Source organism: Neobacillus sp. DFD-2R (genome assembly GCF_057747865.1).
In genome coordinates this window covers 5,213,115-5,237,003 of the sequence record NZ_CM173228.1, presented here as the reverse complement: position 1 = coordinate 5,237,003, position 23,889 = coordinate 5,213,115, and the positions used below count along the sequence as shown (strand labels likewise).

Here is a 23,889-nt window from a genome sequence, read left to right as displayed (position 1 = left end):
ACTATTAGTGGATCTTTCGTAAGAAAATTCACTTTAGCCAACGTAACAAATGAGCTAATCAACTTTCTTGGAGAGTTTGATCCTGGCTCAGGACGAACGCTGGCGGCGTGCCTAATACATGCAAGTCGAGCGAATCTTTAGGAGCTTGCTCCTGAAGGTTAGCGGCGGACGGGTGAGTAACACGTGGGCAACCTGCCTGTAAGACTGGGATAACTTCGGGAAACCGGAGCTAATACCGGATAATCCTTTTCCTCTCATGAGGGAAAGCTGAAAGACGGTTTCGGCTGTCACTTACAGATGGGCCCGCGGCGCATTAGCTAGTTGGTGAGGTAACGGCTCACCAAGGCGACGATGCGTAGCCGACCTGAGAGGGTGATCGGCCACACTGGGACTGAGACACGGCCCAGACTCCTACGGGAGGCAGCAGTAGGGAATCTTCCGCAATGGACGAAAGTCTGACGGAGCAACGCCGCGTGAGCGATGAAGGCCTTCGGGTCGTAAAGCTCTGTTGTTAGGGAAGAACAAGTACCGGAGTAACTGCCGGTACCTTGACGGTACCTAACCAGAAAGCCACGGCTAACTACGTGCCAGCAGCCGCGGTAATACGTAGGTGGCAAGCGTTGTCCGGAATTATTGGGCGTAAAGCGCGCGCAGGCGGTCCTTTAAGTCTGATGTGAAAGCCCACGGCTCAACCGTGGAGGGTCATTGGAAACTGGGGGACTTGAGTGCAGAAGAGGAAAGTGGAATTCCACGTGTAGCGGTGAAATGCGTAGAGATGTGGAGGAACACCAGTGGCGAAGGCGACTTTCTGGTCTGTAACTGACGCTGAGGCGCGAAAGCGTGGGGAGCAAACAGGATTAGATACCCTGGTAGTCCACGCCGTAAACGATGAGTGCTAAGTGTTAGAGGGTTTCCGCCCTTTAGTGCTGCAGCTAACGCATTAAGCACTCCGCCTGGGGAGTACGGCCGCAAGGCTGAAACTCAAAGGAATTGACGGGGGCCCGCACAAGCGGTGGAGCATGTGGTTTAATTCGAAGCAACGCGAAGAACCTTACCAGGTCTTGACATCCTCTGACACCCCTAGAGATAGGGCTTTCCCCTTCGGGGGACAGAGTGACAGGTGGTGCATGGTTGTCGTCAGCTCGTGTCGTGAGATGTTGGGTTAAGTCCCGCAACGAGCGCAACCCTTGATCTTAGTTGCCAGCATTCAGTTGGGCACTCTAAGGTGACTGCCGGTGACAAACCGGAGGAAGGTGGGGATGACGTCAAATCATCATGCCCCTTATGACCTGGGCTACACACGTGCTACAATGGATGGTACAAAGGGCTGCAAAACCGCAAGGTCGAGCCAATCCCATAAAACCATTCTCAGTTCGGATTGTAGGCTGCAACTCGCCTACATGAAGCCGGAATCGCTAGTAATCGCGGATCAGCATGCCGCGGTGAATACGTTCCCGGGCCTTGTACACACCGCCCGTCACACCACGAGAGTTTGTAACACCCGAAGTCGGTGGGGTAACCGTAAGGAGCCAGCCGCCTAAGGTGGGACAGATGATTGGGGTGAAGTCGTAACAAGGTAGCCGTATCGGAAGGTGCGGCTGGATCACCTCCTTTCTAAGGATATATGCCGGACATATGAGCCGGACAAAACAGTTTGTTTGAAACACGTTCTTTGTTTGTTTAGTTTTGAGAGAACAATTCTCTCGAAGCTTTTTTTATTCGTTCTTTGAAAACTGGATAATCGTAAAGAAGAAGTCAAAGTAAGAACCGAGTAATAGGGAAAAATGCAGTTCAATTTTTCCTTGCCATTTTAGTTTTCTCTCTTAATTAAATAAGAGAAATAAACCTTTTAGGTTAAGTTAGAAAGGGCGCACGGTGAATGCCTTGGCACTAGGAGCCGATGAAGGACGGGACTAACACCGATATGCTTCGGGGAGCTGTAAGTAAGCTTTGATCCGGAGATTTCCGAATGGGGAAACCCGCTGTTCGTAATGGAACAGTATCTTTACCTGAATACATAGGGTATGGAAGGCATACCCGGGGAACTGAAACATCTAAGTACCCGGAGGAAGAGAAAGCAAACGCGATTCCCTGAGTAGCGGCGAGCGAAACGGGACATAGCCCAAACCAAGAGGCTTGCCTCTTGGGGTTGTAGGACACTCAACATGGAGTTACAAAGGAACGGGGTAGATGAAGCGATCTGGAAAGATCCGTCATAGAAGGTAAAAACCCTGTAGTTGAAACTTCGTTCCCTCCTGAGTGGATCCTGAGTACGGCCGGACACGTGAAATCCGGTCGGAAGCAGGGAGGACCATCTCCCAAGGCTAAATACTCCCTAGTGACCGATAGTGAACCAGTACCGTGAGGGAAAGGTGAAAAGCACCCCGGAAGGGGAGTGAAATAGTTCCTGAAACCGTGTGCCTACAAGTAGTCAGAGCCCGTTTATGGGTGATGGCGTGCCTTTTGTAGAATGAACCGGCGAGTTACGATTACATGCAAGGTTAAGTTGAAGAGACGGAGCCGCAGCGAAAGCGAGTCTGAATAGGGCGAATGAGTATGTGGTTGTAGACCCGAAACCAGGTGATCTACCCATGTCCAGGGTGAAGTCCAGGTAACACTGGATGGAGGCCCGAACCCACGCACGTTGAAAAGTGCGGGGATGAGGTGTGGGTAGCGGAGAAATTCCAATCGAACTTGGAGATAGCTGGTTCTCTCCGAAATAGCTTTAGGGCTAGCCTCACGTAGTAAGAGTCTTGGAGGTAGAGCACTGTTTGGACTAGGGGCCCTCATCGGGTTACCGAATTCAGACAAACTCCGAATGCCAAAGACTTATCCGTGGGAGTCAGACTGCGAGTGATAAGATCCGTAGTCAAAAGGGAAACAGCCCAGACCACCAGCTAAGGTCCCAAAGTATACGTTAAGTGGAAAAGGATGTGGAGTTGCTTAGACAACCAGGATGTTGGCTTAGAAGCAGCCACCATTTAAAGAGTGCGTAATAGCTCACTGGTCGAGTGACTCTGCGCCGAAAATGTACCGGGGCTAAACGTATCACCGAAGCTGTGGATTGACATCTTCGATGTCAGTGGTAGGAGAGCGTTCTAAGGGCGTTGAAGTCAGACCGTAAGGACTGGTGGAGCGCTTAGAAGTGAGAATGCCGGTATGAGTAGCGAAAGATGAGTGAGAATCTCATCCACCGAATGCCTAAGGTTTCCTGAGGAAGGCTCGTCCGCTCAGGGTTAGTCGGGACCTAAGCCGAGGCCGAAAGGCGTAGGCGATGGACAACAGGTTGATATTCCTGTACCACCTCTTTATCGTTTGAGCAACGGGGGGACGCAGGAGGATAGGGTAAGCGCGCTGTTGGATATGCGCGTCTAAGCAGTTAGGCTGCAAGCGAGGCAAATCCCGCTTGCGTTAGGCTCGAGCTGTGACAGCGAGGGAAATTTAGTACCGAAGTTCCTGATTCCACACTGCCAAGAAAAGCCTCTAGCGAGATAAAAGGTGCCCGTACCGCAAACCGACACAGGTAGGCGAGGAGAGAATCCTAAGGTGAGCGAGAGAACTCTCGTTAAGGAACTCGGCAAAATGACCCCGTAACTTCGGGAGAAGGGGTGCTCTTTGGGGTGAATAGCCTCGAAGAGCCGCAGTGAATAGGCCCAGGCGACTGTTTAGCAAAAACACAGGTCTCTGCGAAGCCGCAAGGCGAAGTATAGGGGCTGACGCCTGCCCGGTGCTGGAAGGTTAAGAGGAGGGGTTAGCGCAAGCGAAGCTCTGAATCGAAGCCCCAGTAAACGGCGGCCGTAACTATAACGGTCCTAAGGTAGCGAAATTCCTTGTCGGGTAAGTTCCGACCCGCACGAAAGGCGTAACGATCTGGGCACTGTCTCAACGAGAGACTCGGTGAAATTATAGTACCTGTGAAGATGCAGGTTACCCGCGACAGGACGGAAAGACCCCGTGGAGCTTTACTGTAGCCTGATATTGAATTTTGGTACAGCTTGTACAGGATAGGTAGGAGCCGTAGAAGCCGGAGCGCTAGCTTCGGTGGAGGCGTCGGTGGGATACTACCCTGGCTGTATTGAAATTCTAACCCGCACCCCTGATCGGGGTGGGAGACAGTGTCAGGTGGGCAGTTTGACTGGGGCGGTCGCCTCCTAAAGAGTAACGGAGGCGCCCAAAGGTTCCCTCAGAATGGTTGGAAATCATTCGTAGAGTGTAAAGGCACAAGGGAGCTTGACTGCGAGACCTACAAGTCGAGCAGGGACGAAAGTCGGGCTTAGTGATCCGGTGGTTCCGCATGGAAGGGCCATCGCTCAACGGATAAAAGCTACCCCGGGGATAACAGGCTTATCTCCCCCAAGAGTCCACATCGACGGGGAGGTTTGGCACCTCGATGTCGGCTCATCGCATCCTGGGGCTGTAGTCGGTCCCAAGGGTTGGGCTGTTCGCCCATTAAAGCGGTACGCGAGCTGGGTTCAGAACGTCGTGAGACAGTTCGGTCCCTATCCGTCGTGGGCGCAGGAAATTTGAGAGGAGCTGTCCTTAGTACGAGAGGACCGGGATGGACGCACCGCTGGTGTACCAGTTGTCTTGCCAAAGGCATCGCTGGGTAGCTATGTGCGGACGGGATAAGTGCTGAAAGCATCTAAGCATGAAGCCCCCCTCAAGATGAGATTTCCCATAGCGTCAAGCTAGTAAGAACCCTGAAAGATGATCAGGTTGATAGGTCAGAGGTGGAAGCGCGGTGACGTGTGGAGCTGACTGATACTAATCGTTCGAGGACTTAACCAAGTCATATTTATATGAACAAGGTGAACTCGTTTTTACCAAACTTCTTCTGTATTATCCAGTTTTGAGGGAATGAAACCTCAAATAAATAGTCTGGCAGCAATGGCGAGAAGGTCACACCCGTTCCCATACCGAACACGGAAGTTAAGCTTCTCAGCGCCGATGGTAGTTGGGACTTTGTCCCTGTGAGAGTAGGACGTTGCCAGGCTGTTTTATTTAAAACTTATATACATATCTACTGTATTAGAACATATAATAATATGGTACAGTTGATAATTATTTTTACCGTCGCGGGGTGGAGCAGTCCGGTAGCTCGTCGGGCTCATAACCCGAAGGTCGCAGGTTCAAATCCTGCCTCCGCAATTTGGTCTGGTAGTTCAGTTGGTTAGAATGCCTGCCTGTCACGCAGGAGGTCGCGGGTTCGAGTCCCGTCCAGACCGCCATAAAATATTTTTTAGAAAACACGAAACTGCGTTTCGTTTTTTTTATTTTTGTTTAATCTACATATAAATTATAAATCCTTAGGAGACATCCTAAGGTTTTTTTGTAAGCAAAATAAGGTAAAATGAAGATAGTGTAAAGCAATGCTATAATTAAAAGGTGATTGAATGAATCAATATGAAATGATTACGACCAATTCGGAGGAAACATCACGATTTGCAGCAAAATTAGCCGGCTTTTTACAGCCTGGTGATGTAATTACATTAGAGGGGCATTTAGGTGCAGGAAAAACAACCTTTACAAAAGGATTGGCCCGAGGATTAGACATAAAGAAAACTGTAAATAGCCCGACATTTACGATAATAAAGGAATACAACGGTAGATTGCCTTTGTATCATATGGATGTATACCGGGTAGCAGATTCCTATGAAGACTTAGGCTTCGATGAATACTTTGAAGGTGATGGAGTAACAGTAGTGGAATGGGCTCATTTAATTGAAGAACAGCTACCAAGCGAGCATTTGACGATTTTCTTGTACCATGAAGATGAGGAAAAAAGAAAGATCGTTCTTATGCCAAAGGGAAAAAGATATGAGCAACTATGTAAGGAGATATTTTCATGACAATATTAGCGATTGATACTTCTAACTATGCTTTAGGAGTAGCGCTTTTAGAAGAAGATCAGGTGCTTGGTGAGTATATTACGAATCTAAAAAAGAACCACTCTGTCCGAATCATGCCCGCCATTCAAACCTTAATGAAAGATTGTGGAAAAGTACCGGCAGATTTAACGAAAATTGTGGTAGCAAAAGGACCGGGCTCCTATACTGGAGTAAGAATTGGTGTCACGATTGCCAAAACATTAGCTTGGACATTGAATATTCCACTTATAGGAATATCCAGTCTTGAAATCTTGGCATCCGGACCGGGCCGCTACTTTGATGGCTATATATCTCCATTGTTTGATGCAAGAAGAGGACAAGTCTATACGGGTCTATTTCAGTACCAAGATGGAGTGCTTGTCCCGGTTGAGCAGGATCAATTAGTCATGTTCACGGATTGGGCCGAAAAATTAAAGAATTTTACTAAACATATCCTTTTTGTTGGAAATGATTTAATGATTCACCGAATGAAAGCGGAAGAAATATTGGGACCACAAGCTGTGTTTGCTGCCATAACGGAACACAATCCACGCCCCTCAGAGCTAGGACAATTAGGCATGCATAAACAAGGGGAAGACATACATTCTTTTGTTCCAAACTATATTCGCTTAGCTGAAGCGGAAGCAAAGTGGTTAGAAGCAAAGGGGAAAATTATAAAAGGATAGGAATTAATGATATGGTAGATTCTTATGTTTTTCGCTATATGAGAGAAGAGGATATTGACCAGATTTTAGAAGTAGAGCATGCTTCCTTTGCCACACCTTGGAGCCGGGAAGCTTTTTATAATGAATTATACAATAACAAATTTGCGGTTTATATTGTTCTCGAAGATGACAAGAAAATTATTGGGTACTGTGGGGCCTGGATTGTTATTGATGAAGCTCATGTAACGAATGTTGCCGTTCTTCCTGAATATCGAGGCAGGAAGCTTGGAGAAGCATTGTTGAAAAAGTTAATGTCTGTTGCCATGGAAATGGGCGCCAAGAGTATGACTCTTGAAGTGCGGGTAACCAATCATGTTGCGCAATCCCTTTATCGAAAATTAGGTTTTCAAAATGGCGGGATTCGAAAAAATTATTATTCAGATAATCAAGAAGATGCATTAGTGATGTGGGTGAATATATGAAAAAAGATCAATATGTATTGGGAATTGAAACAAGCTGCGACGAGACAGCCGTAGCGATTATCAAAAATGGGCGGGAAATTGCTTCAAATGTGGTTGCTTCACAAATTGAAAGCCATAAACGATTTGGCGGTGTTGTTCCTGAAATTGCTTCTCGCCATCACGTAGAACAAATCACCATTGTAATTGAAGAGGCGTTGACCCGGGCAAACCTTACTCTTTCGGATATTGATGCCATTGCTGTAACTGAAGGACCGGGATTGGTGGGAGCGCTATTAATCGGAGTAAACGCAGCTAAAGCACTTGCTTTTGCCCATGGTATCCCGCTTGTTCCGGTGCATCATATTGCCGGTCATATTTATGCCAACCGTTTAGTCACAGAGTTGAATTTTCCACTTTTGTCTTTAGTTGTGTCAGGAGGACATACGGAGCTTGTTTATATGAAAGAGCAGGGCCATTTTGAAGTAATTGGTGAAACGAGAGATGATGCAGCCGGGGAAGCCTATGACAAGGTCGCACGAACCTTAAATCTTCCTTATCCCGGTGGTCCTCACATCGACCGATTAGCTGTGGAAGGCAGCCCAAACATTGATTTACCACGGGCTTGGCTTGAGGAAGGTTCTTATGATTTTAGCTTCAGCGGCTTAAAATCAGCTGTTATCAACACAGTCCATAATGCTGAACAACGTGGTGAAACAATAGCTCCTGAAGACCTGGCTGCGAGCTTTCAAGCAAGTGTTATTGAAGTATTAGTGAAAAAAACTGAAAAAGCTGTTGCTGAATACGGAGTGAAGCAAGTATTAGTTGCGGGCGGCGTTGCTGCAAATAAAGGACTTAGAGCTGCTCTGGAAAAGGCATTTTCAGAAAATAAGGCAATAGATTTAGTCATTCCGCCCCTATCCTTATGCACAGATAATGCGGCCATGATTGCAGCCGTAGGAAGTATTATGTTTGAAAAGGGAATAAGAGCGGATTTATCCCTTAATGCCAACCCGGGGCTCGATATCGAAATTTATAATGATTAGAGGCTGACTCTTTGCGGAGTTGGCTTTTTTTTGTGGATAAAATTATTATTAAGAAACGAAAGGAAATAGAATTTTGGGGATAAGTCATTAACATCCTGTTGATAATGTGGATAAATAAGACGTTTTTTGTGGATAATGTGGAAAAGTCGAAAGGAAGTTGTGGAAATACCCTTTCGAATGTGTATAAAGCTGTGGAAAAGGAAGGATAACGTGATTTTTTTATCAATCAATCGAAAATTTACTCGAAAAATGTCGACAATAAATAGGAATTTGTTGATATACTAAAAATGATGTCGAATTTAGTATTTAGACAAGATTTTATTACTATTTCTCTTAAAGACAAATAAAAACCGGGCAATTTCTGCCTGGTCCTTATTCAGCAAGCTCGGCCCATTCCTCCATAAGGTGCTCAAGCTCTGCCTTTGCCTTTTCATTTTTAAGGTTGATTTCTAAAACTTTTTCATGATTTTGGAAGATTTCCGGTTCACATAACTGTTGCTCGAATTCTTGAATTTGTTCTTCCAATTCTTCAATTCGTAATTCCATTTCTTCTATTTTTCTTTTTCTCTGCCGTTCAAGTTTTTTGCTTTCCTTATCCTGTTGATAGGAATTTTTTTCAACAGCTTCTGCATATGTTCCCTTTTTTATAGAAGCAACCACAGCCAGAGCATCAAGTTCTGCCTGCTCGATCTTTTTTTCTACATAATAATCATAATCACCCAAATATTCAGCACTGCCAATTGGGCTTAGCTCTAATACCTTCGTGGCGATTCGATTAATAAAATACCTGTCATGTGAAACAAATAATATCGTTCCGGGATAATCAATAAGGGCGTTTTCGAGTACTTCTTTACTATCAAGATCAAGATGGTTGGTAGGCTCATCTAAAATTAACACATTCGCCTTCTCAAGCATGAGCTTGGCAAGGGCAAGACGTGCTTTCTCTCCGCCGCTTAATGTCGAAACAATTTTTAAAACATCGTCACCGGAAAAGAGGAAATTACCTAATACCGTTCTGATTTCTTTTTCACTCTTTAATGGGTAATCATCCCACAATTCATTTAACACGCGCTTATTGGACCTCAACTCGGCTTGTTCTTGGTCGTAATACCCGATGGAAAGGTTTGTCCCATATTGGATAGTACCTGAAAGCGCCGGAAGCTTTTTAATAATCGTCTTCAATAAGGTTGATTTACCGATACCGTTTGGACCAACGAGAGCAATGCTTTCACCGCGATAGGCGCGGAAGGAAATCGACTCTGATACCTGTTCACCATGATACCCAACCGCAAGCGAATCCACTGTCAAGACATCATTTCCGCTTTGCTTTTCGATTTCAAAGGAAAAGGAAGCTGATTTTTCGTCTCCAAGGGGCCGATCCATGATTTCCATTTTCTCAAGCTTTTTACGACGGCTTTGTGCTCTTTTGGTGGTTGACGCACGTGCTAGGTTTCGCTGGATGAAATCTTGTAAGTTGGCAACTTCCTGCTGCTGCTTTTCATAAAGCTTCAAATCACGTTCATAGTTGGCTGCCTTTTGCTCAAGGTAAGCGCTATAGTTTCCGGAGAATTTTTGGATTTGTTTACGTGAGACTTCATAAACCTGGGAGACCACTTTATCTAAAAAATAGCGGTCATGGGAAACAATTAAGATGGCACCATCATAGGCTTGCAGGTATTGCTCCAGCCAGGAAAGGGTGTCAATATCAAGATGGTTCGTAGGCTCGTCCAATATTAATATATCGGGTCTCGTTAACAGGAGCTTCCCTAACGCGAGCCGGGTTTTTTGCCCGCCGCTTAAGCTGGAAATCATTGACCCATGATCGCGAAAATTTAAACCATGCAAAACAGAGCGAATATCGGCTTCGTATTGATAGCCTCCCTGTTCTTTAAATTTCACTTGGAGACTGTCATACTCTTTTAGAATTCTTTCGTATTTACCGCTGTCGTCCATCGCATCAGTGTCAGCCATTTGTTCTTCCAGCTGACGAAGTGTTTTTTCCATGATTCGAAGCGATTCAAACACAGTCAGCATTTCTTCCCAAATCGATAAATTCGATTCCAAACCTGTATTTTGTGCTAAATAACCAATGGTTACTTCTTTTGGTTTAATAATCTCACCGCCATCATGTGACAGGTGTCCCGCAATAATCTTTAATAATGTCGATTTTCCTGCACCGTTACGGCCAACAAGTGCCACACGGTCACGAGTTTGTAATTCCAGTTTTATATTCGATAAAATAAGTTCAGCACCATAATATTTTGCCAGTTGATTTACTTGCAACAAAATCATTATTTTTCACCTCTATACATACAAATAGTGTACCTTATTCCTAGTACGTCGGCAATAAACTGCTGTTAATTAGAGCGCCGGAAGGAATTTTGTCGAATGAAAAAAATAATCATTTGGCTAATTCGCTCAAACTTTCACACACATAGATGAAAAAATAGTGTATGATTTTATAGGAGGATTAAAATATGGCGGATTTTACTCATTTTAATGAAGAAGGCAGAGCGAAAATGGTTGACGTAAGTGATAAGCCGGAGACGGCACGCACTGCACTTGCCCATTCCAGCATTGCAGTAAGTAAAGAGATTTATGATAAAATAACGAATAATGAAATGAAAAAGGGCGATGTGTTAGCAGTCGCTCAGGTTGCGGCTGTTATGGCTGCGAAAAAAACATGGGATCTTATTCCAATGTGCCACCCGATACCTTTAACGAGTGTAAATATTACCTTCTCATGGGAACCGGAGGCCAATGACCAATATAAATTAAGAATTTCTGCATTTGTTAAAACAAAAGGAAGTACAGGTGTTGAAATGGAAGCGTTAACAGCTGCGGCTGCTTGTGCGTTAACCATTTATGATATGTGTAAGGCAGTTGATAAAGGTATGGTGATTGGTCCAACCTATTTAGTTGAGAAAACGGGCGGGAAAAACGGTGATTTTAAAAGAACCGGGCAAGTTAAATAATTTACTAAACCATACATGCGGGGTGTAGGAGTCAAATGATAAATGAAACGATGAAAATACCACAGGCAACAGCAAAACGGCTGCCCTTATATTATCGATTTTTACAAAACCTCCATGCTTCCGGCAAGCAACGGGTTTCTTCTGCAGAATTAAGTGAAGCTGTGAAAGTGGACTCGGCAACCATTCGCAGGGACTTCTCCTATTTTGGAGCATTAGGGAAAAAAGGCTATGGTTACAATGTTAATTACCTACTAACCTTCTTCCGTAAAACACTGGATCAGGACGAACTGACAAAGGTTGCCCTAATCGGGGTAGGTAATCTTGGAACCGCCTTTTTAAATTATAATTTTTTAAAAAATAATAATACAAAAATTGAATGTGCCTTCGATGTCGACCCTGAAAAAATGGGAACATTGATTGGCGATGTCCCTATTCTTCCGATGGATAATTTGGAGGAGCATTTGTCCAATGAAAATATACCTGTGGCGATTTTAACAGTGCCTGCGCCTGTTGCCCAGACGATTACGGACCGGCTTGTAAAAGCAAATGTTAAGGGAATATTAAATTTCACTCCTGCAAGGTTAAATGTACCGCCTTCGATTAGAGTGCATCATATTGACTTAGCAGTAGAGCTTCAATCACTGGTATATTTTTTAAAGCATTATCCAACAGAGGAAATAGTAGCAGAGTAAAACAAAGACCTTTTCGCGAAAAATATCGTGGAAAGGTCTTTTTCTTTTGGAATAGGAAGCCCAATTTAAATCACCGGCTTTACAACGTAACAGTGTTATGTTACATTTACGGTATGAAAGGGGTTTTCACAATGAGCGAGGAGTTAATCTCTAAAAAGGATTTATTAGAACTGGCCGGGATATCGTATGGGCAGTTATATAGATGGAAACGAAAGGATCTTATTCCGGAAGAGTGGTTTGTAAGGAAATCAACATTCACAGGTCAGGAAACATTTTTCCCAAAAGAAAAGATTTTAGAAAGAATCGATAAAATTCAAACGATGAAAGAGAACCTTTCCTTAGACGAACTGGCGGACATGTTTTCACCAAATGTCACCGATTTAAATTTAACCAAGGACGAGTTAATAAAACGTAACATTGTTTCGACGGTGGTTATCGATTTTTATTTAGAGCAGGAAAAAGGCGGTCATCAATTTGATTTTTCGAGAATGCTTGAAGTGTTTGTCTTAGAGAAGCTCCTTCAATCAGGTGAAATTAATCTCGATGAAGGGAAAATACTGCTTCAGGTGCTTCAGGACAATAAACCCTTGATTAAACAGAAAAGCGGAGAATTGGTGATTACGAGAAAGCTAGGGGTTTCATCCTGCCTGTTATTGATCAATGCGGAAGCCTTCCATTTTGAGCGGGGAACAAAAATTGTCGCACAGCTTTCACTGATGAGTTGCATGGAAGAAATTAAATCGAAATTACTATAAAGGAGAATGGAAATGGATATGAAACAACGGGGAGATCTGGTCATCAATGGCTTTGGCGCATCCAACGGCGGACAATTCAACCTTGTTACATTAAATGGTTTCGGCACAGTTAACAGTGAGGTGGAATGCAACGAATTTGAATGCAATGGTTTCGGCACGATCAATGGAAACATCAAATCAGATAAAGCCAAAGTAAACGGTAAGGCCAAGTTTAAAGGAAATATTGAAAGTCAATTACTAACCATTGATGGAACGGCAAAAATCGACGATAACCTCTATGTCGGTAAATTTGAACTATCCGGCAAAGTTTCGGTTGGCGGAAGAATAAAGAGTGAGGAAATCAAAATAAAGGGCGCTTTAACAGTTGGAGAAGATTGCGAAGCGGAGATTTTTAAAGCTGAATCCCAGTTTAAGATTGGCGGTCTCTTAAATGCTGACCAGGTAGACATTAAATTATATGGGGAATGTAAAGCAAATGAGATAGGCGGGCAAACGATAACGGTAAAAAAACATCAAAAGGGATCATTAATCGAAAATTTATTAAAGCCTCTTTTTCAAACGCAGCTGGAAACGGGTTTAATTGAAGGGGACAAAATTGAACTTGAAAATACAATAGCTAAAGTGGTCCGTGGAAACCATGTTACGATTGGTCCTAATTGTAAAATTGATGTTGTGGAGTATACTGGCGAATTTTCGATGGATAAAAATGCTGTTATCGGAGAAAGCAAAAAGGTTTAATGGGGGGATTTTGGAATGAAAAAAGGCGATAACCTGATTATCAATGGATCGGGAAGTTATCCGGGCGGCCGTTACGAAAAAATCAGCATCAGAGGCGAGGGTACAATTGTAAATGATGTCGAATGTTCAGCCTTAAATGTTTATGGAACGAGTGAGGCGGTGGAAAATGTCAAAACAGGAACAGTGAAAATAATGGGAGAAGCAAAGGTCAAAGGGAATTTGGAAGCGGAAGAAACGGTGGTCATGGGAACCATGACGGTTAACGGCAAAGCCCGGTTGGAAAAAATAAAGATTTTCGGTTTACTGGAAGTGGGCGAAGCTCTTAGTGGAGATCAAGCGACTATTAAAGGAAGTATTTCAGTAAACGGCGATGTTGAATATGAGACGTTTGACTCCAGCGGCGGTTTTGAAATTAAAGGATTACTAACAGCAGATACCATTAGAGTCGGTTTGCGCTTCGGTCAAAGCACAGCAGAGGAAATCGGCGGCGGAAAAATCACCATTAAGAAAAAGAAAAACTCGTTGCTGCCATTCGGAAAAGAAATGGGGTCTCTTAAGGCCAAGGTAATTGAAGGCGATGACATCCATCTGGAAAATACAACGGCAGATATCGTTAGGGGCAATAACGTCAAAATCGGACCCGGATGTCAGATCGGATTGGTGGAATATCGAAATGATTTAACCCATGATCCGGGTTCGTCGATAAAAATAATGACAAAGATCTAATAAAAGTAAAAGGGCTGACTTATGGTGTCAGCCTCTTTACTTTTTCAATTTATCCTTAAATTTAACATAAAAGAAAATAATTCTTAGTCCTGAACCAAAATCAAAAGTAGCCAGCACGACAAGGAGATAGCTGAAAAACCCCCATCCGTTTTTTTGAACATCCTGAATCGCAAAGTAAGTAAATAAAGAGCCGAGCAGGAGATAAATGAAGCCGGAAAACAATGGTGAACGTCTCATAAAAATCCTCCGATGAAGTTTTGAACTTTCTCAGCGTTGTGAATCAGTTTCTCAATATCATTCTTGTAGGCCGACTGAAGGATAACAACCAAGGTATTCATCGCTACATGGGCAAAAATTGGGACAATAATATGTTTTGTTCTAACATAGAGAAAAGCAAACGTAAAGCCCATCGCCGAATATATGAGAATATGCTTAGGCTCCATATGGGCCAAAGCAAAAATGAGCGAGCTAATGAAAGCGGAAATAAAAAAGTTAAATCGTTTATGAAGGGTCCCAAAAATAATTTTGCGAAAAATGATTTCTTCTAGAATAGGTCCGAAAATAGAACTGACTAAAATAGCCAGGGGAAACGAATCGATAATTTTAATAATATCCTTTGTATTTTCCGAGCCCATTTCAATCCCAAGAAGGCGCTCGATATTTGCGGCCAGGGATTGAGCAAATAAAGCCAGAAAGACACCGGAAATTGCCCAGATGACCGAACGTCCGAAGCCGGTTCCTCTTTGGTTAAGGTTAAATTGCTTCATTTCTTTTCGTAATATAATAAGGACAATGATCAAGCCGATGGAAAAGCTGATGATGAGCCAATAAGGAACTGCAAGCTTCGGGCCTATTCCTAATGATTTTAAGCCGAACATCAACAGCGGAACCCCTAGTAGGCTGGAAAACTGCATACCAATATAAACAATAATGATAATCCAATATTCCCGTTTCAAATTTTTATCTCCTTTGAATTCGATACAATATTTTTTGCACTATTCTTCATTTTACTCTTAAATACGCGTTTGTATCAATTTTGAAGAGTTATCTTCTAAATTAGTGTATATAAATTGCTGTTTTTCACATACTTTTAAGGTTGTGTAAAGTTACTGCCTTTTTTAAAAAATTTTATGCATCACACTTGCAAAAGATTTACAGATTCATTATTATAATAATTGTGTTAGCACTCATAACGAGAGAGTGCTAATAATTCAGAATTACATATATTTTTGAGGAGGTTGTTTGATTTGTTAAGACCATTAGGTGATCGCATTGTCATTGAGCTTGTTGAATCAGAAGAAAAAACTGCAAGCGGTATCGTTTTACCGGACTCAGCTAAAGAAAAGCCTCAGGAAGGAAAAGTTGTTGCCGTTGGTACTGGTCGCGTACTTGAAAGCGGAGAACGCGTAGCACTTGAAGTTTCTGTAGGCGATCGCATTATCTTCTCAAAATACGCTGGTACAGAAGTAAAATACCAGGGTACTGAATATTTAATTTTACGTGAAAGTGATATCCTTGCTGTTGTAGGCGCATAAGGATCATACCTGAAAAAAATAAAATTTTTTGACTATATGAGGAGGTTTTTTGAATTATGGCTAAAGAGATTATGTTTAGTGAAGACGCTCGTCGCGCAATGCTTCGTGGTGTAGATGCACTTGCAAATGCAGTAAAAGTTACTCTTGGACCTAAAGGACGCAACGTGGTTCTTGAGAAAAAATTCGGTTCACCATTAATCACAAATGACGGTGTAACAATTGCAAAAGAAATCGAATTAGAAGATGCATTCGAAAACATGGGTGCTAAACTTGTTGCTGAAGTAGCCAGCAAAACAAACGATGTTGCCGGTGACGGTACAACTACTGCAACCGTTCTTGCACAAGCAATGATCCGCGAAGGCTTAAAGAACGTAACTGCAGGTGCTAACCCAATGGGTATCCGTAAAGGTATCGAAAAAGCGGTTGCTGCTGCTGTTGAAGAGTTAAAAGCAATTTCTAAACCAATCGAAAACAAAGCTTCTATCGCACAAGTTGCAGCGATTTCTGCAGCTGACGAAGAGGTTGGCCAATTGATTGCAGAAGCAATGGAGCGCGTTGGCAACGACGGTGTTATCACAATCGAAGAATCTAAAGGCTTCACAACTGAGTTGGATGTTGTTGAAGGTATGCAATTTGACCGTGGATACGTTTCTGCATACATGGTAACAAACACTGATAAAATGGAAGCTGTTTTAGAAAACCCATATATTTTAATCACTGACAAGAAGATTTCTAGCATTCAAGAAATCCTTCCGGTACTTGAGCAAGTTGTTCAACAAGGTAAGCCATTATTACTTGTTGCTGAAGATATTGAAGGTGAAGCATTATCTACATTAGTAGTAAATAAACTTCGCGGGACATTCAATGCTGTTGCGGTTAAAGCTCCTGGCTTTGGTGATCGTCGTAAGGCAATGCTTGAAGATATCGCTGCATTAACTGGCGGTGAAGTGATCACTGAAGAGCTAGGCCGTGACCTTAAATCTGCCACAATCGATTCTTTAGGCCGTGCGGCTAAAGTTGTCGTTACAAAAGAAAATACAACAATCGTTGAAGGCGCAGGAGCAACTGAAGAAATTCAAGCTCGTGTTAACCAAATCCGTGTTCAATTAGAAGAAACTACTTCTGAATTTGACCGTGAAAAATTACAAGAGCGCTTAGCTAAATTAGCTGGCGGTGTAGCAGTAATCAAAGTTGGTGCTGCGACTGAAACTGAATTAAAAGAGCGCAAGCTTCGTATCGAAGACGCATTGAACTCTACTCGTGCTGCAGTTGAAGAAGGTATCGTATCCGGTGGTGGTGTTGCCCTTCTAAACGTATACAGCAAAGTAGCTGAAATCCAAGCTGAAGGCGATGTAGCAACAGGTATCAACATCGTATTACGCGCAATGGAAGAGCCGGTTCGCACAATTGCTCATAACGCTGGTCTTGAAGGATCTGTTATCGTTGACCGCTTAAAGCGTGAAGAAGTTGGAACAGGCTTCAACGCAGCAAATGGCGAATGGGTGAACATGATTCAAGCTGGTATCGTTGACCCAACTAAAGTTACTCGTTCAGCTCTTCAAAACGCTGCATCTGTAGCGGCTATGTTCTTGACAACTGAAGCAGTTGTTGCTGACAAGCCTGAAGAAAACAAAGGCGGCATGCCTGATATGAGCGGCATGGGCGGAATGGGCGGCATGATGTAAGGTTTTAAGCCTTACATCGAGAAATAGTTAAGGCTATTTCTCCCCCATTTTGAGAAGCTGTGATGTATTAAACTTATATGATTAACAATGACCACTTCTCGATATTTCGAGAGGTGGTTTTTTCATGTTATTGAAATTTGCTTTTCAGGATTTTTTAGACGACAGGAAATTTAAAAACACAACCAAGAAAAACATATTAAATTATCAGACGTTGCTTGGCGAATTTGTGAATTATTGTATTGAACATGAGATTGTAAACGTGGAAGACATTTCTTACAACCAAATCAGACAATATTTATTGGGGTGTCAAGAAAAGCGAAATAAGCCTGGCACCATTAACACAAAGCTGTTGAGAATCAGAGCATTTTTAAATTACATGGTCGAATGTGAAGTCATTAAAAACAACCCAGCTAAAAAAATAAAAATGCAGAAAAATGATGTGAAAATTAATGTATTCAGTGACGAGCAAATAAAGCAAATGCTCAATTTCTATAGGCGAATTAAACAGCGTGAAAAAACTTTCGTGGCATATCGTGATTATATGCTCATAGTTACTTTACTTGGCACAGGTATTAGACGAGGTGAAATTATAAATCTTCAGTGGTCGGACATTGACTTTGTTAATAAATCTATATCAGTGTTTGGCAAAACTCGGAGAAAAGAAACCATTCCAATAACGGACAAACTGGTTAAAGAATTTGCTGGGTATCAGACGTTTTGTAAGCAATATTGGAATAACATTAGCGATTACGTATTTGTGAAACGTGACAATAAACAGATAACAGAAAATGCTTTGATGTTAATATTTAATTATTTGCAGAAGAAAATGAATTTCAAAGATGTAAGAGTTTCGCCCCATACGTTCCGCCACACATTCTGTCACCGTTTGGCTATGTCAGGGATGAGTGCTTTTGCAATTCAAAAATTAATGCGACACCAGAATATAGCCGTAACCATGCGGTATGTAGCCATGTGGGGGAATGAACTTCGTGAGCAAAACGATAAGTTCAACCCATTGAATAATTTAGATGTTTAAAACCTGAAAACAAACGTAAATAAACGGACAGCAAAAGACATCAGAATGAACTTCTTTATAGTACTTATAAAGAAGTTAATCGTAATGACGTTTTGTGTCCTTAAAATAAAATCACTGTTGTTGATAAAAAAGGTAAATTAACAGTTTAGAGAACATTTGTTCCGTGTTGTGATAAAAATAAAAACCGTTTAATTCTCGCCCCGACCAAAGTTTGAGAATTAAACGGTTACCCAAAACCATGAAGGTTCTGTATTGTCCATTATATCATGCAGAACCTTCGAATAGAAGGAGAAATGGATAATGCTTATTAATGGGAAACCTGAAGAAATCGCTAAATATAGTAAATTGAATTATGTGCCAGAAAAATTCATTGAAATTTGTAAATCCGTTTGGGAGTATTCAGACCTTCAAATTCGCTGTATTTATTTGATAAGTGATCTTGCGAAAAAAGGTAAAGGTGTGTTTTCAATCGCTTATTCAACATTCAAGAATATGTTTGAACAGCGCTTCAAATTGGAAATATCCTTATCGACTGTTCGCAGATTTTTCTCGTTAATGGAAAAATTGGGGTTATTATCAAAGAACGAAGCGAAACGTAAAAACGAACAACAGAGTGCCAATATATACATAATCGAAAAGCAATCCGATGAAATCAAGGAAGAGCACCCTAGAGAACTCCCTTCTGAACACCAAAATACTTCTTTTCAAGAAGTAAACGATAAACAAAAATCATTAAATAATACAAATATTGTTAACAACGAGGTTGACAATTCAGAAGATATACACGAGGTATTTTTGGAATTTGCATCTAAAGGCATTAGTAAAAATTTATTTCAACGTGCCTTAAAGGAAATACAGGAAAAACGTGGAATCTTTAATTTTAAAGCATATCTTCGAGGAACTTTAAATAAAGTCGTGTACCATCGTGAATATCGTAGTGGCAACATAAAGTTTGAAAGCACCAATCCAATATTGTATGATTGGTTGAATCAATAATAGGAACATTCGTTTGTTGAATATTAATATTCAATTACAATAGAGACAATTTCAAATGGGGGTTATTAAAATGAAAAAAGGAATCAAAAAAGGATTAATTATCACAGGAACAGTTATAACAATAGCTGTAAGCAGTGTCGCAGGTGGATACTTCCTTGCGGAAAAAATTATTGGTCCTCCAGATGATAACGACAAGCCTATATCAGGAATTGAAAAAGCAAAAATTGAAGCACTACAACAAGAGCGTGAAGAACAAATATTGGAACAAGGCATTGAAGAAGCAAGAAAGGAACATCCTGGCCTTGTAGCTCCTTCAAATCCGTAAAAATAATTTAAAAAAGACTTGCAATTATCAAAATGAGTACACATAGATATCCGTACTCTTCCCAATGGAGGGCAGTATGACAAAATTTTTCAAAAAATTCTCTAAAGTACAACTCTTTTTAATTATGATTGGTGTTTTATGTATCGGATTTTATTTTTATCATTCATATCGCGACCTTTTGCCTTTCAATAAAGCTGTGGTTACAGTGAAGGAACAAACTACCAATGATGGCGAAACTGTAATTCAATTAAAGGAAACGAACACGAATGTTACAGACGAATTTCCTATGAGCATGTCTGAAGAAGATGTTCAGCAAACCATTCATGAAATGTCCCACCAAAAAGTTTACGCTAAACAAAAATGGGGAGGTGCCATTCCTTTAACTCACGAAAATGTTGTAAGGTTGTTGGCAGTCGTTAAACATAATGAAAAAAATTATCGCAATGCTTTGATATATGAAAACATCTTACAAAAATGGGAAGCTGGAGATTTCTCACATGTAGACCTTGACCATAATACTATTTGGCAATTACAAGATGGAACAATTGGTGAAGCGACTGGCATTATGACTGCTGACGATGAAAAAGCTTATATTGAATTACATTTTAAAATTGCACAATAATAGGGTGAAAATACATGGCGAAAATTATCAAAAATAGATATTTACAAATTATAAGTTTATCAATGCTTTTTATTTTAATGGTTGGTGGATATGTGGGAATGTTCTGGCAAGGAGTGTTTGTTAAAAATGCTGAAATGGAATCAACAGTAAAGGATAGTGAAAGATTGGCATTATGGATCCACGAAACGTACCACACACCAAACAGACCCTATACAGGAGATATTGATAAAGAAGCGAAGAAATAGGTTCTATATAAATCCTAATTGTACTCACTTCCTGTGATTTCAATGCCATCCTATAGTAGTAATAGTAAGTGAGTACATCTATATATAAAAATTATATCATTCTTATATATCGGAATGTGGCTGATATATAAAAGGTATATACATTGTATATAGCCTATACTTTTTATTGAGATTGTGAAAAATGGACGTTGATCCACCAATGGATTTCACAAACTTTTTTATCATAAAATGTGGATAGCTTTGAGGGTCCCCATACCCCTCCTTATACTGAGGAGATAATAACCTTTAAAATTGCAGGGCATAAAATTAAACCCACTGACTATTACAACAGAGTCATTCCTGAGAATGAATGGTATAAATTTAAGTTCTTAGTAAACTAACGGACTCTGAGTGATTAAAACCTCTATTGCTATTTCACTTAAGATTGTGAAGAAATGTACTTACACTAACGGGTGCAAGAGTTAAACAAGAGGTTGCTGCAGCAGCGTCTTTTTTTCTTATTGAACTTACAAAGCAGGAGTTAAATAAGGTATTTACAATTGCAAAGATGAATTATATATATCCCCAAAAAAGTATTCTTTTCTATTGTTTTTAGAGGATTTTGAGTATTTTTTTAACTTGATGTGCATTTGATGCTACCTTAATATAAACAAGTGCAAAAGTTTCTAAATAAGAGGTGTAATTATGAAGTTTGATGAGTTTACAGTTGGACAGGTGTTTGAAACTAAGTCCTTCAAAATGACAAAAGCGGATATTATGAGATTTGCAGGAGAATTTGATCCTCAATATATGCATTTAGATGAGGAAAAAGCAAAGCAGGGGAGATTTGATGGAATCATCGCATCCGGACTACATACATTAAGCATTTCAGTAAGGCTTTGGATTGAACAAGGTATCTATGGTGATGATATCATCGCTGGAACAGGGATGAATAATATGAAATTTATAAAACCGGTGTATCCTGGTGATGAATTGTATACCATCGCCGAGGTTATCGATAAGAAAGAGACGAAGAATGAATCGGGAATCATTACTGTATTGTTATCTACTTACAACGATAAAGAAGATAAAGTATTAGAAGTAGACCTGTCGGGATTGATTAAGCGATGATGTGTTGTAATTGAAAATAAGTGAAATAATCTACACAAGTCAATTACGGCTTATGGGTTGAGTATTTTCATAATTTCATTTTTGGAAAGGGTCTTATTCCACTAACGGGTGCTTTAGTGGAACAAGAATAACTAAGGAAAGTCGATTTTTTAACGTATAGGAAATCGGCTTTTTTGGGCTGGAATTTGCTTAGCGTACAAAATTTCCGAAATGTTGGCTGTACCCCTACCTATGAACACCGGTTCTGAATATGGTTTCGGTGGGGTTATTTCCTCACTTCCTGGATTTGGTGTGGTTCGTGATGGCATTTCCCACACATTTACGAACCCGCTTGTCAACAGTGCCGTCACAACGAACGTTTTGGCCGGGGTTACAGGCTCCGCGTCTGGTGGTTTGGGGATTGCGTTAAGTGCTGTGGGTGAAAAGTATGTTCAAGCCGCACAGGATCATGGGATTCCGCTTGAAGTTATGCACAGGATTACGGCAATGGCTTCCGGAGGCATGGATTCTCTGCCACATAACGGTGCGGTGATCACACTTCTTGCTGTTTGCGGATTGACCCATAAACAATCTTACCGTGATATTTTTGCTGTAACGGTTATTAAAACTCTTGCGGTCTTTTTCACCATTGGTTTGTATACGCTTACAGTACTTATTTAACGTACAAGAAACCAATTATTCTTTCCTTAATTTATAAGATGCGATTGTAAAACAAAACAAATTTAAAATCTACTTAGCGTATAAAATTTCTGATTATCTTAACCAGTCATAATGGATGACTTTACAGTATTCAATGTAAAGTTATCCATTTTTTTGTTTCTTTAAAGACTGTTTAACCTTATTAATTTTTATAGTATTTATAGTATATAAAGAAGGTGGGTGATACCTTCAACGGGTAAGGAAACGATTCGAAGGATGAGGGGTCACTATGGAAAACAAAACTAAAAACCAAGAATTTGATGTTTAATGTCAAGAGTTGTTCCAGAAAAGGGCGCGATTGTTGAATAAAACTTAGATTTTTAAACGACTTTATTGTTAAAGCATCCTTTATAAAAAATTTACAATATCGTAAACTCGTAATAACCGAAAGTTGGCTTATTCGTAGGATTTCAAATATGTACTGTGTACCAGATTTCTTTAACATAAGGGCTCAGACCCATCAGGTTAGCATAACTGGCCTCCACCCCTTGGGGATATAGGCATGACGAAGGAATAATAGGGCAATGGACCCGTTGAGACGACATGGGAGGGAAAGCCTCCAGGGGCGGTGTGGAGCATGTACACATATGGTAAAATGTGGAGTATTAACTCACTCCTGTATTTAACTATGCCTTCACGAAGCCATAATGATCTGAACTCATTTCAATCGACGTTAACCCTAAACGAAAGGTTAACAAATCCTGTGAATAAGCGAGTATTCGAGAGAGAATCGTATAAACTGAGGGAGTTTAACAAAAGGTATTAATAAAACTTAGAAGTAAGCTGCTATTAACGGGACTTTCAGTGTGTTTAATGATAATTTAATTTTAAGCTTTAACACATATGGAGCACCGTCTATTTTTATGACGGTGCTAAAAATAAAGTTATTTAATAATTGTTTGAGAAGTAGGACATTTTGTTTGTTAGAAACATCTTATTCTTTCAATCTATATAATTCGTTTGTACGATTTTATCGTAGCAAAATGCATACCTTCATGATATAAACAAAAACTAAGTAATTCTTCTACTGTTGATAAAGTAAGACCTGTTGATGTAGTAAAAGGCTTCTCGATAACTTCTTTTAACCGAAATTCCAATGTTTGTTCGATCCTGTCGATTTGATTTTCTAATAATTGGATTAATTCGCTGATCGTTGGTAACGCCTGATCCCTCCAATTGATTGGATTTGTGCCAGTAGTGAATAATTCCGAAAAGTTATTCGGCATTATCATTTTTTCCTTAATAAAATAAAATGCGAACTTTTCTTGCACAACATATATATGTCCTAGATTCCATTTTATATTATTATTGAATCCTTCAGGAATAAACAGTGATACTTCATCATTCATTTCTGCCACGCAATTAATTGTGTTTTCTCGAACAAATCTTAATTGTTTAAGCAGGTAGTTTTTCATCTCTTTCCCTCCTGGGCAATTACTAAAAGAATGCAACTATTCCAGAGACAATTTAAATATATGAATTTATTTTTTTAGCTTCTGCTATGGCTGCTAACCCTACAAATGTCCAATTAAAAAACCATTAGTCTTTAACTAAGGGATTCCCTGTACAATAGCTATAATAAACGCGCCTGTAATAATATACCAACCTATATTTACTTCATGGAAGGTCTGTTTGACAATAGCAGTGGCAGAGTGATCGTTTCTACCTAAGGTCTTAACCTAACTAGGTTTTTTTCTATCTTTACAATCACCGT

The 23,889-nt window shown here is 40.8% G+C and carries 21 protein-coding genes, 2 tRNA genes, 3 rRNA genes and 1 pseudogene; 23 read left to right on the top strand and 4 right to left on the bottom strand.

What is annotated here, in order from left to right; translation table 11 throughout:
* The first annotated feature begins 64 nt into the window (after positions 1-64).
* From AC3ANV_RS26205 to tsaD, 9 genes are all read left to right on the top strand, one after another.
* Positions 65-1,614 (top strand): 16S ribosomal RNA (locus AC3ANV_RS26205).
* Between the two features lie 238 nt (positions 1,615-1,852).
* Positions 1,853-4,788: ribosomal RNA gene (locus AC3ANV_RS26200) — 23S ribosomal RNA — on the top strand.
* Positions 4,789-4,877: 89 nt separating this feature from the next.
* Positions 4,878-4,993, top strand: a 5S ribosomal RNA gene (rrf, locus tag AC3ANV_RS26195).
* The 16S, 23S and 5S rRNA genes sit together here with 2 tRNA genes alongside, the layout of an rRNA operon.
* Positions 4,994-5,074: 81 nt before the next feature.
* Positions 5,075-5,148 (top strand) — tRNA-Met (locus AC3ANV_RS26190).
* Between the two features lie 3 nt (positions 5,149-5,151).
* Positions 5,152-5,228: transfer RNA gene (locus AC3ANV_RS26185), tRNA-Asp, on the top strand.
* A gap of 165 nt (positions 5,229-5,393) precedes the next feature.
* A complete protein-coding gene (gene tsaE, locus AC3ANV_RS26180; protein WP_488311488.1) occupies positions 5,394-5,849 on the top strand; it encodes a tRNA (adenosine(37)-N6)-threonylcarbamoyltransferase complex ATPase subunit type 1 TsaE in 456 nt (151 codons plus the stop codon).
* The gene (tsaB, locus tag AC3ANV_RS26175) at positions 5,846-6,553 is read left to right on the top strand and encodes a tRNA (adenosine(37)-N6)-threonylcarbamoyltransferase complex dimerization subunit type 1 TsaB (RefSeq protein WP_488311487.1); all 708 of its coding nucleotides are present in this window, start codon (positions 5,846-5,848) and stop codon (positions 6,551-6,553) included. The genes tsaE and tsaB overlap by 4 nt, the downstream gene beginning before the upstream one ends.
* A gap of 11 nt (positions 6,554-6,564) precedes the next feature.
* On the top strand, positions 6,565-7,014 hold the full coding sequence (gene rimI / locus AC3ANV_RS26170) for a ribosomal protein S18-alanine N-acetyltransferase (protein WP_488311486.1): 450 nt from the start codon (positions 6,565-6,567) through the stop codon (positions 7,012-7,014).
* Positions 7,011-8,036, top strand: a complete 1,026-nt coding sequence (gene tsaD, locus AC3ANV_RS26165; protein ID WP_488311485.1) for a tRNA (adenosine(37)-N6)-threonylcarbamoyltransferase complex transferase subunit TsaD — start codon at positions 7,011-7,013, stop codon at positions 8,034-8,036. The genes rimI and tsaD overlap by 4 nt, the downstream gene beginning before the upstream one ends.
* A 372-nt stretch (positions 8,037-8,408) precedes the next feature.
* On the opposite strand, the gene AC3ANV_RS26160 is transcribed toward tsaD, so the two are convergent.
* Entirely contained in the window at positions 8,409-10,328 is a 1,920-nt protein-coding gene (locus AC3ANV_RS26160; RefSeq protein WP_488311484.1) for an ABC-F family ATP-binding cassette domain-containing protein, read from the bottom strand.
* 185 nt (positions 10,329-10,513) lie between these two features.
* Between AC3ANV_RS26160 and moaC the strand changes: the two genes are divergently transcribed.
* From moaC to AC3ANV_RS26135, 5 genes are all read left to right on the top strand, one after another.
* Positions 10,514-11,011, top strand: a complete 498-nt coding sequence (gene moaC, locus AC3ANV_RS26155; RefSeq protein ID WP_488311483.1) for a cyclic pyranopterin monophosphate synthase MoaC — start codon at positions 10,514-10,516, stop codon at positions 11,009-11,011.
* Positions 11,012-11,046: 35 nt separating this feature from the next.
* Positions 11,047-11,703 carry a redox-sensing transcriptional repressor Rex gene (locus AC3ANV_RS26150; RefSeq protein ID WP_488311482.1) on the top strand — a complete coding sequence of 219 codons (657 nt, stop codon included), beginning with the start codon at positions 11,047-11,049 and terminating at the stop codon, positions 11,701-11,703.
* A gap of 131 nt (positions 11,704-11,834) precedes the next feature.
* Entirely contained in the window at positions 11,835-12,458 is a 624-nt protein-coding gene (locus AC3ANV_RS26145; protein ID WP_488311481.1) for a YhbD family protein, read from the top strand.
* Between the two features lie 12 nt (positions 12,459-12,470).
* Positions 12,471-13,196, top strand: coding sequence for a polymer-forming cytoskeletal protein (locus AC3ANV_RS26140; protein WP_488311480.1), 726 nt, complete (start codon positions 12,471-12,473; stop codon positions 13,194-13,196).
* 15 nt (positions 13,197-13,211) lie between these two features.
* A complete protein-coding gene (locus tag AC3ANV_RS26135; RefSeq protein ID WP_488311479.1) occupies positions 13,212-13,922 on the top strand; it encodes a cytoplasmic protein in 711 nt (236 codons plus the stop codon).
* A 36-nt stretch (positions 13,923-13,958) separates the two neighbouring features.
* Here the strand turns inward: AC3ANV_RS26135 and AC3ANV_RS26130 are convergent, their stop codons facing one another.
* Both AC3ANV_RS26130 and AC3ANV_RS26125 read right to left on the bottom strand, forming a co-directional pair.
* Positions 13,959-14,159: a YdiK family protein gene (locus AC3ANV_RS26130; RefSeq protein ID WP_488311478.1), complete on the bottom strand. Its 201-nt coding sequence runs from the start codon at positions 14,157-14,159 to the stop codon at positions 13,959-13,961.
* On the bottom strand, positions 14,156-14,878 hold the full coding sequence (locus AC3ANV_RS26125) for a CPBP family intramembrane glutamic endopeptidase (protein WP_488311477.1): 723 nt from the start codon (positions 14,876-14,878) through the stop codon (positions 14,156-14,158). Before AC3ANV_RS26125 ends, AC3ANV_RS26130 begins: the two co-directional genes overlap by 4 nt.
* Positions 14,879-15,169: 291 nt before the next feature.
* Here AC3ANV_RS26125 and groES point away from each other — a divergent pair, with 291 nt between their 5' ends.
* From groES to AC3ANV_RS26080, 9 genes and pseudogenes are all read left to right on the top strand, one after another.
* Positions 15,170-15,457 (top strand): co-chaperone GroES, encoded by a 288-nt coding sequence (gene groES / locus AC3ANV_RS26120; RefSeq protein ID WP_488311476.1) that lies wholly within the window; start codon positions 15,170-15,172, stop codon positions 15,455-15,457.
* A gap of 56 nt (positions 15,458-15,513) precedes the next feature.
* Positions 15,514-17,142, top strand: a complete 1,629-nt coding sequence (gene groL, locus AC3ANV_RS26115; protein ID WP_488311475.1) for a chaperonin GroEL — start codon at positions 15,514-15,516, stop codon at positions 17,140-17,142.
* Positions 17,143-17,266: 124 nt separating this feature from the next.
* A complete protein-coding gene (locus AC3ANV_RS26110; protein WP_488311474.1) occupies positions 17,267-18,178 on the top strand; it encodes a tyrosine-type recombinase/integrase in 912 nt (303 codons plus the stop codon).
* A gap of 300 nt (positions 18,179-18,478) precedes the next feature.
* Positions 18,479-19,174, top strand: a complete 696-nt coding sequence (locus AC3ANV_RS26105; protein WP_488311473.1) for a hypothetical protein — start codon at positions 18,479-18,481, stop codon at positions 19,172-19,174.
* A 70-nt stretch (positions 19,175-19,244) separates the two neighbouring features.
* Positions 19,245-19,499 (top strand): hypothetical protein, encoded by a 255-nt coding sequence (locus AC3ANV_RS26100; protein WP_488311472.1) that lies wholly within the window; start codon positions 19,245-19,247, stop codon positions 19,497-19,499.
* 76 nt (positions 19,500-19,575) lie between these two features.
* Complete coding sequence (locus tag AC3ANV_RS26095; protein WP_488311471.1) at positions 19,576-20,121, top strand: DUF6241 domain-containing protein; 546 nt, start codon at positions 19,576-19,578, stop codon at positions 20,119-20,121.
* Between the two features lie 14 nt (positions 20,122-20,135).
* Positions 20,136-20,366 (top strand): hypothetical protein, encoded by a 231-nt coding sequence (locus AC3ANV_RS26090; protein ID WP_488311470.1) that lies wholly within the window; start codon positions 20,136-20,138, stop codon positions 20,364-20,366.
* 684 nt (positions 20,367-21,050) lie between these two features.
* Positions 21,051-21,476, top strand: coding sequence for a MaoC family dehydratase (locus tag AC3ANV_RS26085; protein WP_027323078.1), 426 nt, complete (start codon positions 21,051-21,053; stop codon positions 21,474-21,476).
* A 231-nt stretch (positions 21,477-21,707) separates the two neighbouring features.
* Positions 21,708-22,136 (top strand): annotated as a pseudogene (locus AC3ANV_RS26080) (GntP family permease); the annotation flags it as partial.
* A gap of 986 nt (positions 22,137-23,122) precedes the next feature.
* Here AC3ANV_RS26080 and AC3ANV_RS26075 read toward each other — a convergent pair.
* Positions 23,123-23,590 (bottom strand): DinB family protein, encoded by a 468-nt coding sequence (locus AC3ANV_RS26075; RefSeq protein ID WP_488311469.1) that lies wholly within the window; start codon positions 23,588-23,590, stop codon positions 23,123-23,125.
* Positions 23,591-23,889 lie beyond the last annotated feature (299 nt).